Source organism: Cellulomonas sp. A375-1 (assembly GCF_001040865.1).
Classification (GTDB): Bacteria; Actinomycetota; Actinomycetes; order Actinomycetales; family Cellulomonadaceae; genus Cellulomonas; species Cellulomonas gelida.
Window position 1 is genome coordinate 8,229 of sequence record NZ_LFKW01000123.1, and the last position, 9,984, is coordinate 18,212.

Here is a 9,984-nt window from a genome sequence, read left to right on the forward strand (position 1 = left end):
TCAGGTGATGACGACGAGCGTGCCGGCCGGGACGCGCTTCCAGAGCAGGTCGGCGACCTCGTCGGACAGGCGGATGCAGCCGTTCGACACCTCGCCGCGCGAGCGCAGCGTCGTCGTGTGGAAGGCCGTCGCGGACGTGCCGGTGCGCGTGTCGTAGTCGTCCATGGTCTCGCTCTGCGTGGACAGCAGGATCACGCGCGGTGTCGTCGTGCCCGGCTGATCCCAGAACGCCCCGACGACGAACTGCGGCCCCGGCGGCGTGGGTCGCGACGGCGACCCGGTGGCGAGCACGGGGTGCGTCGTGACGTTCTGCCCGTCGTCGATCGTCACGGTCTGCGCGGACGTGTCGACGGTGACACGCCAGTCGGTGCCGCCGGGCGTGGTGTCGGCCGCCCGGACCCACGCCGTGCGCTCGTTGACGCGCGTCGCGTCCTGGCTCGGCAGCGCGCCGCGCGCGGCGACCATGACGCGCAGCCAGCCGCCGCGCGCGTCGACCACGGGGACGGTCGTGGCGATCCCGAGCGTCCGTGCCGGCAGCACGCCGACCGGCCGGCCGTGGGGCGCGTCGTACGCGGCGGTGTCGCGCACGACCGACGCCGTGCGCCAGCGGCCGAGCGTCGCGTCGTCGTTCTCGAGCTGGGTGAGGCCGTCGAGCGCGAGCAGACCGGGCACGACGTGCACCGGGTCGATGACGGTGAGCGTCGTCAGGTCGGGGAGCGGCTCGGGGGACGGGACGGCGGCCTTCGCGACCGTGACGTCCTCGTGCACGACGACGGCAGGCGCGATCGGGTCGGCGTCGACCGTGCCGGACGAGGCGCACCCAGCGAGGGCCGCGACGAGGGTCGCGACGAGCAGGGCCGCGGCTGACGCGCGTGCCCGTCGGGGCCGTGCGGTGGCGCCCACGCAGCCTCCCTCGTCGTCCGGGTCGTCCCGATCTCATGGTGCCGCAGGACGCGGCCGTGCACCCGGTCGCGTCCGCGGCGCGGGTGGCGGACCGCCCTCGGCGGGCGGGCGGCGGACCCGGAGGGACGAGGCACTACGCCGTTCGGGTGGTCCGAATTGTCCGATCTTGCGGTGGTGTTCACCCGGCCGGACGATGGGCGGACGTGGTGCCGTGGCGCCGCGGTACGCGCGTGCCCGCCGGTGCGTGCGTCCGGCGATCGACGACGAGGAGACCGACGTGGCCGAGGAGCTGAGGTCGCCGATCCGGCAGGGTGCGCACGACATCGCGGTCGAGCGCGAGCGGATGCGCCGTCGCCGCGTCTACCGGCTCGCCGCGCTCGTCCTGCTCGGGGAGGCGTGGGTCATCGCGGCCGCATTCCTCAACCGGTCGCCGTTGCCGCAGCTGCCGACGATGGACCCGTTCCTCGTGACGATCATCGTGTTCTTCGTCGCGATGCTCCTGCTCGTCGTGCTGACGACGGTCGGGACGTCTCGCTCGCCGCACCTCGTCTACCGCCCCGAGCAGGTGGACGTGCGGCTCGACGACGTGATCGGCATCGACCCCGTGAAGGAGGACGTGCGCCGCTCGATCGACCTGTTCCAGACGCACCGGCGGTTCGCCGACCAGATGGGCGGCACCCCGCGCCGCGGCCTGCTGTTCGAGGGCCTGCCCGGGACCGGCAAGACCATGACCGCCAAGGCGATGGCCGCCGAGGCGGGCGTGCCGTTCCTGTTCGTCTCGGCCACGTCGTTCCAGTCGATGTACTACGGCGCGACGGCCCGCAAGATCCGCGCGTACTTCCGGGCGCTGCGCACCACGGCCCGGCGTGAGGGCGGCGCGATCGGGTTCATCGAGGAGATCGACGCGATCGCACTGCGCCGCGGCGGGATGCTCGGTGCGGTCCCGTCCGGGATCCCGTCCGCCTCGTCGTCGTGCGTCTCGGCCTCCTCCGGGCTGCTGCCGGGACTCGGCGGGACGACGACGAACGCGGTCGTCTCGGAGGGCACCGGCGGGGTCGTGAACGAGCTGCTCGTGCAGATGCAGTCGTTCGACGAGCCGACGGGCACCGACAAGCTCGTCAACCGCATGATCGCGGCCGTCAACCTCCTGCTGCCGGGCCACAAGCAGCTCAAGCAGCGCCGCCCGGGACGCGCGCCGATCCTGCTGATCGCCGCGACCAACCGCGCGGACTCGCTCGACCCCGCGCTCCTGCGCCCGGGCCGGTTCGACCGGCACCTGACGTTCTCCACGCCCGACGCGCACGGTCGTCGGGCGCTCGTCGACCACTTCCTGGCCCGGCGCTCGCACGAGGTCTCGCTCGACGACCCCGCGCTGCGCGACCGCATCGCGGCGGCGACCAACGGGTGGACGCCGGTCATGGTCGAGCACCTGCTCGACGAGGCGCTCGTCAACGCGCTGCGCCGCGGCTCGACCACCATGTCGTTCCACGACGTCGAGCAGGCGCGCATCACCGAGATGGTCGGGATCGGCCAGCCCGTGCGCTACACCGAGGCCGAGCAGCAGCTGATCGCGACGCACGAGGCCGGGCACGCGACCGTCGCGTGGCTCGTCGCGCCGAACCGGACGCTCGAGGTGCTGACGATCATCCGCCGCGGCGAGGCGCTCGGGCTGCTCGCGCACACCGACTGCGAGGAGGTGTGGACGCACTCGCAGTACGACCTGCAGGCGCTCGTGCAGATCGCCATGGGCGGATGGGTGGCCGAGGAGCTGTTCTACGGGCACACCTCGACCGGTCCCGCGAGCGACCTCGCCGCCGCGACCAGGACCGCCGCGCAGATGGTCGGGGCCGCGGGCATGACGGGCTCGCTCGTCTCGTTCCTCGCGGTCGACCGGGACCTGGTCTCCGCGGTGCTCGCCGACCCGGCGTCACGCGAGCAGCTCGAGGGTGTGCTCGACGAGGCCCGGTCGACCGTTCGGCGCCTGCTGTCCCGCAACCGGCACCTGGTCGAGGCGCTGCGCGACGCGCTGCTCGACCGGCACGAGCTGATCGGCCCGGAGATCACCGACGTGCTCGAGCGCGCGCAGTCGATGGCCGAGGTCCGCGCCGCACGTCCGGTGCTGGCCAAGGCGATGGCCGGCCGCCTCGGCAGCAACCCGGCCGCCTGACCCGTCGGCCGACCACGCCGCCGATAGCCTGCGGGTGTGCCCGAAGGTCATACGGTCCACCGCATCGCCCGCCAGCTCGACGCCGACCTCGTCGGCCGCGCCCTGCGGGTGAGCTCGCCGCAAGGGCGGTTCGCCGCCGGCGCCGCACGGCTCGACGGCCAGGTGCTCGAGCGCTCGTCGGCCGTGGGCAAGCACCTGTTCCTCGAGTTCGCAGGCGGCGACGTGCTGCGCGTGCACCTCGGCCTGTACGGCGCGTGGGACTTCTACGGGCGGCTGTCCCCGATCGTGGCGGGCGAGGCCGCGTGGGGGTCGCTGGGTGCGCCGCGGCTGCGGCGAGCGGTCCGCATGGGGGAGGACGAGCGTGAGTCGCCCGCCGACGAGGGCGGCCTCGTCGCGGGTGTGCCGCACGGCGACGCGTTCCCGCCCGAGCCCGTCGGCCAGGTGCGCGTGCGCCTCGCGACAGACGAGACCGTGGCGGACCTGCGCGGACCGTCGGCGTGCGAGGTGCTCGACCCGGAGGCGGCCGCGGCGGTCGTCGCACGGCTCGGACCGGACCCGGCCACGGAGAGCGACCTGGCTGCCGCGGGTGCCGAGATGGTGCGCCGCCTGCGCGCGCGGGGCGTCGCCGTCGGGCAGCTGCTCATGGACCAGTCGGTGGTCGCGGGGATCGGCAACATCTACCGCGCCGAGCTGCTGTTCCGCGCGCGGCTCGACCCGTGGACCCCGGGCAAGCAGGTCCCGCCGGCCGTCGCGCTCGCGCTCTGGCAGGACTGGGCCCGCCTGCTGCCCGACGGCATCGCGACCGGCGTGATGATCACCCGGGAGGACCTGACCCCCGACGAGCGCCGCGCCGCCCTCACGGACAAGGCCCTGCGCCACTGGGTCTACGGCCGCGCAGGCGAGCCCTGCTACGTCTGCGGCACCCCGATCACGGTCGAGGACATGGCCTCCCGCAAGCTCTACCGCTGCCCCACCTGCCAACAGCGCCCCTGACCGACCCATGCCCCTCCCCGGACCCCCGCGCGGGACCGGTGTAGGGGGCAGGCATGATGGTCGGCATGGAACTGCGAGTGTTTACCGAGCCTCAGCAGGGGGCTACCTACGACGACCTGCTGCGCGTCGCGCGCGCGACCGAGGACCTGGGTTTCGACGCCTTCTTCCGCTCCGACCACTACCTGGGCATGGGCACCGAGGGCCTGCCGGGACCGACGGACGCGTGGACCACGCTCGCCGGCCTGGCGCGGGAGACGAGCCGGATCCGGCTCGGCACGCTCGTGTCGTCGGTCACCTACCGCTACCCGGGGATCCTGGCGATCCAGGTGGCGCAGGTCGACCAGATGTCGGGCGGGCGCGTCGAGCTCGGGCTGGGCACCGGATGGTTCGAGGCGGAGCACCGCGCGTACGGCATCCCGTTCCCCGCCAAGCGGTTCGGTCTGCTCGAGGAGCAGCTCGAGATCGTCACCGGGCTGTGGGGCACGCCGGTCGGGGAGAAGTACGGCTTCGCGGGCGAGCACTACACGCTCGAGGACTCACCGGCGCTGCCGAAGCCCGTGCAGCAGGTCCACGGCCGCCCGGGTGTGCCCGTGATCGTCGGCGGTAACGGCCCGGTGCGCACGCCCGCGCTCGCGGCGAGGTTCGCGAGCGAGTTCAACCTCTCGTTCCCCGAGCTCGACACGGTCGCGGAGAAGTTCGCGCGCGCCCGCGCGGCGTGCGCGGCGATCGACCGCCCCGCCGACGATCTGGTGCTCTCCGCGGCGCTCGTGCTGTGCGTCGGCAAGGACGAGGCGCAGTTCCGGCAGCGTGCCGAGGCGATCGGCCGCGAGCCCGACGAGCTGCGCGCCCACGGGCTCGCCGGCACGCCGGACGAGGTCGTCGAGCGGCTCGGCTGGTTGCGCGAGCAGGGCGCGAGCCGCGCCTACCTGCAGGTGCTCGACCTGGCCGACCTGGACCACCTCGAGCTCGTCGCGAGCGAGGTCGCGCCTCAGCTCGGCTGAGCGTCGCGCTGGTGCTCGGGCGTCGGTCCGGGCACCAGCGCGTCCTCGTCGGACGCGACGTGCGAGGCCACGGCCGGGTCGTCGTCCGGGTCGCCCGAGGTCGCGCGGGGCGCGTGCGTCTCACGCAGCAGGTCGAGCACGACGGTCGCGGCCAGCACGACGAGCGCGACGTTGCGCGCCGCGAGCACGAGCGTCATGCCCACGCCGCCCGTCGTGATCTGCGGGTATCCCCACGGGAAGATGAGCTGCGTCGCCCCCGCGATCGCGGCGACGAACCACGCGGTCGACCGCCACCCGGGCAGGCGCAGCGCGAGCGCGACCGCCACCGGCGGCGCGATCCACCCGATGAACTGCGGCGACCCGACCTTGTTCAGGACGATCAGCAGCGTCGCGATCAGCAGCGCGCCGCGCACCAGCAGCTGGGCGCGCGCGGTCTCGTCGGACCACAGGCGCGGCCCCAGTCGGCGGGCGCACCACCACAGGAACACCCCCGCGGCGGCGATGCCGACGAGGAACAGCACGCCGAGCGCGTCCGCCGCGCCCTGCGCGCCCGGGCCGTGCACCTCCCACGTGATGAGCTCGGCATTGAGCTCGACGCCCACCTCGGGGTCGACGAGGCTCGCCAGCAGCCACGGGGTCGCACCCACGGACTCGGCCTGCAGCCCGCGCTCACCCTGCTCGGTGAGGAACGACAGCAGGTGCTCCCGGCCGCCGCCGAGGACGACGAGCGCGACGACGCCCGCGCACACGAGCGCGGCGGGCAGCACCACCTCGCGCCAGGGGCGGCGCACGACGACGACGAGCGCGAGCAGCAGCGCGCCGGGCGCGGCCTTGACCCACGCCCCGGCCGTCAGGAGCGCGGCGGCCATCCGCGGGCGTCGCAGCGCGACGACGAGCGCCCCGACCACCAGTGGCGCGACGACCGCGTCGAGCCGCCCCATCGCGACAGGCCCGAGCAGGGCGGTGAACCCGACCCACCACCACGCCCCCGCCGTGGTGCGCTCGATGTGCCGGTGGCCGACCACGCGCGGCGCGTGCAGCAGCGCCACCAGCCCCACGGCGTTGAACGCCGTGACCCACAGGCTCCACGCCAGCGCGTACCCCGTGGTGCTGTCCGTTCCGCCGGTCGCGGCGGTCAGCATCGGGACGAGCGCACCGACGGGGTAGACCCACGGCCCGTCGAGCACGGGCCACGTGCCGTCGTTCAGGCCCTGCCACATCCACCAGCGGTACAGGTCGATGTCCCAGAACGTCTGCGCGGGTCGCAGGAACACGCCCAGCACCAGCAACCAGGCGTGGACCAGCAGGAACGCGACCCAGACGGCCAGGGTCGAGCGGCGCAGGCGGTGCAGCGGGGCCTCCGTGCTGGCGGGCCCCGTGCGGGACGAGGCGGTGGTCGGGCGGACTACTGGAGCGGCGGGGTGACGACGCCGGTCTGCGGACCGGCCGGCGGCAGGACGATCGGTCGCTCCTCCTGCAGCAGCGCGTCCGGGTCCCCCTGGTCCGGCGCGTCGGGCGGCGGCGGCGCGACCGGTGCGGTCGCTGCCACCGGGTCCGGCGCTCCGCCGGGAACCACGCGGTCCGGCCAGGGCGGGGTGACGGGCTGGTCGTTCTCGGACATCTCGGCCTCCCGAGTCGCAGCGGACGTTACCGCACGACCATGTCATGCGGACGTTCTCGCTGCGCGTCGGGCGCGGACCACTACCCTCCGTCACGGGGGACGGGACGGTCGTCGACCGCTCGTGCACGCAGCGCGCCGGACGACGAGCCGGACGAGGAGGAGGACTGACGTGGCGGTTGAGGTCGAGCCCCAGCAGGGACGCTGGTTCGGGTGGTCGGTGCACGGCGACGGCAAGACGATCTCACCGGGCACGGTCGTCGCCCCCGACGAGCGGCTGTCGTGGCCGCGGACCATCGGCATCGGCATGCAGCACGTGGTCGCGATGTTCGGCGCGACGATCCTGGTGCCGGCCATCACTCACTTCTCGGCCCAGACGACGCTGTTCTTCTCGGCGATCGGCACCTTGGGCTTCCTGCTCATCACCCGGAACCGGGTACCGAGCTACCTCGGCTCGAGCTTCGCCTTCCTCGCTCCCATCGCTGCCGCAGCGGCGAGCGGCGGGCAGGCGGTCGCCGTCGGCGGCATCCTCGTCACCGGTGTCGCGCTCGCGCTCGTCGGCCTGGTCGTGCACGTCGTCGGGACGCGCTGGATCGAGGTGACGATGCCGCCGGTGGTGACCGGCACGATCGTCGCGCTGATCGGGTTCAACCTCGCGCCCGCGGCGTGGGGCGTCAACGAGACCAGCGGGTTCCGCGCCGCGCCCGTCACCGCGCTGTGCACGCTGGGCGCGATCATCCTGTGCACCGTGCTGTTCCGCGGGCTCATCGGCCGGCTGGCGATCCTCGTCGGCGTGCTGATCGGGTACGCCGTCGCCGTGATCCGCGGTGAGGTGGACTTCGCCGTCATCGGGGACGCGCCGCTCGTCGGGCTGCCCACGTTCGTCACGCCGCGCTTCGAGGTCGGCACGCTCGCGCTGTTCCTGCCCGTCGTGCTCGTCCTGATCGCGGAGAACATCGGCCACCTCAAGTCGGTCACCGCGATGACGGGACGCGACCTCGACCCGGTGACCGGCCGCGCGCTGTTCGCGGACGGCGTCGCGACCACGCTCGCCGGCCTCGGCGGCGGGTCCGGCACGACGACGTACGCCGAGAACATCGGGGTCATGGCCGCGACGCGCGTCTACTCGACCGCGGCGTACTGGGTCGCGGGCTCCACCGCGCTCCTCCTGTCGATGTCGCCCAAGTTCGGCGCGGCCGTCGCGACTCTCCCGCCGGGGGTCATCGGCGGCGCCGCCACGCTGCTCTACGGCATGATCGGCCTGCTCGGCGCGCGCATCTGGATCCAGAACAAGGTCGACTTCTCCGACCCGGTGAACCTCACGCCCGCGGCGGTCGCGCTCGTCGTCGGGATCGCGGACTTCACGTGGCACTGGGGCGATCTGACGTTCACGGGCATCGCGCTCGGCACGGTCAGCGCGATCGGCGTCTACCACCTGATGCGCGTGCTGGCCCGGTGGCGGGGCACGTCGTACGAGCCCGCCTCGCCGGCGTCCGCGCCCGGTGGTGACGAGCACGTGGTCGAGGACGCGGCGGCGCGCTGACCTGCGCACGACGACGAACTCGCACGACGAAGCACGCGGGCCGGCTCCCCGATGGGGGGCCGGCCCGCGTCGTTCGTGCAGGTGCGCTGCGCGAGCGGTCAGCCCTCGGTCGCTGCGGCCGTCGGCGCGGCCGTGGGCGCCGGCAGCGGCTTGCAGCCCTTCGGGGCGACGAGCGGGGTCTCCGGGTCGAGGACCACCTGGTCGGCCGGGATCGGCGTGGTGAAGGTCGAGCCGAGCGTGATGTCGACCTCGGGGCCCTTGCGGCCGTCGAGCACGAGCACGGGGTCCGTGACGTGCGCGGCGACCGTGTAGGCGGCGGCGACCCCCGAGACGCCGAACGCGATCTGCGCGGTGCCGGTGAACGCCGGCTGGTTCCCGGTCTCGCCGGCCTTGAAGCCGCGGTCCGTGAACGCCTTCATGGTCGTCGCGGCGAGGCCGCCGGTCGACGTCGAGTTGTACACGTTGAGCGTGATGTCGCCGTACGCGACGGGCAGCGCACCCTCGGGCGGGCACGGGAACGCGCGGAACGTGGGGGTCGGGGAGGGCTTCGCGGCGAACTCCTCCTCGACGAACGGCAGGGTCAGGCTGCCCGTGTAGATCGCGGCCGCACCCAGCCCGACGACGGCCAGCGCCGCGAGCAGCACCCCGAACACGACCGCCTGGCGCTCGCGCATGTGCCGGCGTCGCAGCGCCCGCGCGCGATCCGCGTCGCTCACTCGATCACCAGCACCCGGGCGTGCAGCACGGGACGCTGCTGCAGCGCGGCGCGGACGGCGCGGTGCAGGCCGTCCTCGAGGTACATGACGCCCTTGAACTGCACCACGTGCGCGAACAAGTCGCCGTAGAACGTCGAGTCCTCGGAGAGCAGCGCGTCGAGGTCGAGGGTGCGCTTCGTGGTCACGAGGTCGTCGAGCCGCACCTGGCGCGGCGGGACCTCGGCCCACTGCTTCGCCGTCTCGAGCCCGTGGTCCGGGTAGGGCCTGCCCTCGCCCACCGCCTTGAAGATCACGGTGACACTCTAGAGGGCGAGCCGCCGTTCTCCCGACGTTCGCCGCCCCCTTCGGGTGACGTCGCCGTCCGTCCTGCGTGCGGCGTCACGTCGTCGGGCTGGTGTCCGTGGTGTCCGCGATCGTGTGCCGCCCGGCCGAGTCGACCGACAACGAGAGCCGGATGGCGCTCGAGGTGCCGTCCTCCCACTGCCCGGTGCCCTCGCACGTCAGGACGTGCGCGAGCTCGCCCGTCGCCGGACGCTGCACGGTGCCGCGGTCGTCGGTCACCGCGTGCGCGTCGGTGACGCTCGCGAGCGCGACGTAGCCGTCGGGCAGGTCGCGGTGCGAGAGCTCCACAGCCTCGGCGACCACCTGCTCGCACGTCGCTCCCTCCACGCTGGTGCGGAAGCCCTCGGTGTTCGCCTGGTTCAGGAACACGGGGATGGCGATCGCCGCCAGCACCCCGAGCACGACGAGCACGCCGACGACGACGGCCACGACCGTCACGACGATCTTGGTGGTCGACCACGACGAGCGCTGCACGGTGCGCGGGTCGAGAGTCGCGGCGGTCGCCACGTGCGCGGTCCACTGCGTGCCGTCGAACCAGCGCATCGTCGCGGGGTTCTGCGGGTCGGGGTACCAGCCGGGCTGGGTCGTCGTCATGGCGTCCTCATCGTCGGACGCCTCCACTGCGGCGTCTGCCGTTCTGGTCGGCACGTGCGGGCCGCAGGTTGAGCGCGGGAACGACGAACGGCGGGCCCCACGTGGGG

The 9,984-nt window shown here is 73.8% G+C and carries 10 protein-coding genes; 4 read left to right on the forward strand and 6 right to left on the reverse strand.

The window, feature by feature from the left end:
* Complete coding sequence (locus CWIS_RS12570) at positions 1-903, reverse strand: L,D-transpeptidase (protein ID WP_048343654.1); 903 nt, start codon at positions 901-903, stop codon at positions 1-3.
* 211 nt (positions 904-1,114) lie between these two features.
* Between CWIS_RS12570 and CWIS_RS12575 the strand changes: the two genes are divergently transcribed.
* The 3 genes from CWIS_RS12575 to CWIS_RS12585 all read left to right on the forward strand — a co-directional run bounded on the left by CWIS_RS12575 (position 1,115) and on the right by CWIS_RS12585 (position 5,064).
* Positions 1,115-3,070 carry an AAA family ATPase gene (locus tag CWIS_RS12575; RefSeq protein ID WP_231583854.1) on the forward strand — a complete coding sequence of 652 codons (1,956 nt, stop codon included), beginning with the start codon at positions 1,115-1,117 and terminating at the stop codon, positions 3,068-3,070.
* A 36-nt stretch (positions 3,071-3,106) separates the two neighbouring features.
* Complete coding sequence (locus tag CWIS_RS12580; protein WP_048343655.1) at positions 3,107-4,063, forward strand: Fpg/Nei family DNA glycosylase; 957 nt, start codon at positions 3,107-3,109, stop codon at positions 4,061-4,063.
* A 65-nt stretch (positions 4,064-4,128) separates the two neighbouring features.
* Positions 4,129-5,064 (forward strand): LLM class F420-dependent oxidoreductase, encoded by a 936-nt coding sequence (locus CWIS_RS12585; protein WP_048343656.1) that lies wholly within the window; start codon positions 4,129-4,131, stop codon positions 5,062-5,064.
* Here the strand turns inward: CWIS_RS12585 and CWIS_RS12590 are convergent.
* Both CWIS_RS12590 and CWIS_RS18985 read right to left on the reverse strand, forming a co-directional pair.
* On the reverse strand, positions 5,052-6,338 hold the full coding sequence (locus CWIS_RS12590) for a glycosyltransferase 87 family protein (protein WP_231583856.1): 1,287 nt from the start codon (positions 6,336-6,338) through the stop codon (positions 5,052-5,054). The genes CWIS_RS12585 and CWIS_RS12590 overlap by 13 nt on opposite strands.
* Before the next feature lie 131 nt (positions 6,339-6,469).
* Positions 6,470-6,685 carry a hypothetical protein gene (locus CWIS_RS18985; protein ID WP_170211004.1) on the reverse strand — a complete coding sequence of 72 codons (216 nt, stop codon included), beginning with the start codon at positions 6,683-6,685 and terminating at the stop codon, positions 6,470-6,472.
* A gap of 169 nt (positions 6,686-6,854) precedes the next feature.
* On the opposite strand from CWIS_RS18985, the gene CWIS_RS12595 reads away from it, so the two are divergent.
* On the forward strand, positions 6,855-8,225 hold the full coding sequence (locus CWIS_RS12595; RefSeq protein ID WP_048343657.1) for a uracil-xanthine permease family protein: 1,371 nt from the start codon (positions 6,855-6,857) through the stop codon (positions 8,223-8,225).
* A gap of 98 nt (positions 8,226-8,323) precedes the next feature.
* Here CWIS_RS12595 and CWIS_RS12600 read toward each other — a convergent pair whose 3' ends face one another.
* The 3 genes from CWIS_RS12600 to CWIS_RS12610 form a co-directional block, all read right to left on the reverse strand.
* Positions 8,324-8,941 carry a LytR C-terminal domain-containing protein gene (locus CWIS_RS12600; protein ID WP_048343658.1) on the reverse strand — a complete coding sequence of 206 codons (618 nt, stop codon included), beginning with the start codon at positions 8,939-8,941 and terminating at the stop codon, positions 8,324-8,326.
* Positions 8,938-9,234 carry a type II toxin-antitoxin system VapB family antitoxin gene (locus tag CWIS_RS12605; RefSeq protein ID WP_048343659.1) on the reverse strand — a complete coding sequence of 99 codons (297 nt, stop codon included), beginning with the start codon at positions 9,232-9,234 and terminating at the stop codon, positions 8,938-8,940. Before CWIS_RS12605 ends, CWIS_RS12600 begins: the two co-directional genes overlap by 4 nt.
* A gap of 85 nt (positions 9,235-9,319) precedes the next feature.
* Positions 9,320-9,877, reverse strand: a complete 558-nt coding sequence (locus CWIS_RS12610) for a DUF2510 domain-containing protein (RefSeq protein WP_082156441.1) — start codon at positions 9,875-9,877, stop codon at positions 9,320-9,322.
* Positions 9,878-9,984: the final 107 nt, after the last annotated feature.

Excerpts from the sequence above, each read along its gene's own strand:
- CWIS_RS12610 (WP_082156441.1), bottom strand. The coding sequence starts at position 9,877 with ATGACGACGACCCAGCCCGGCTGGTACCCCGACCCGCAGAACCCCGCG.
- CWIS_RS12585 (WP_048343656.1), top strand. The coding sequence starts at position 4,129 with ATGGAACTGCGAGTGTTTACCGAGCCTCAGCAGGGGGCTACCTACGAC.
- CWIS_RS18985 (WP_170211004.1), bottom strand. The coding sequence starts at position 6,685 with ATGTCCGAGAACGACCAGCCCGTCACCCCGCCCTGGCCGGACCGCGTG.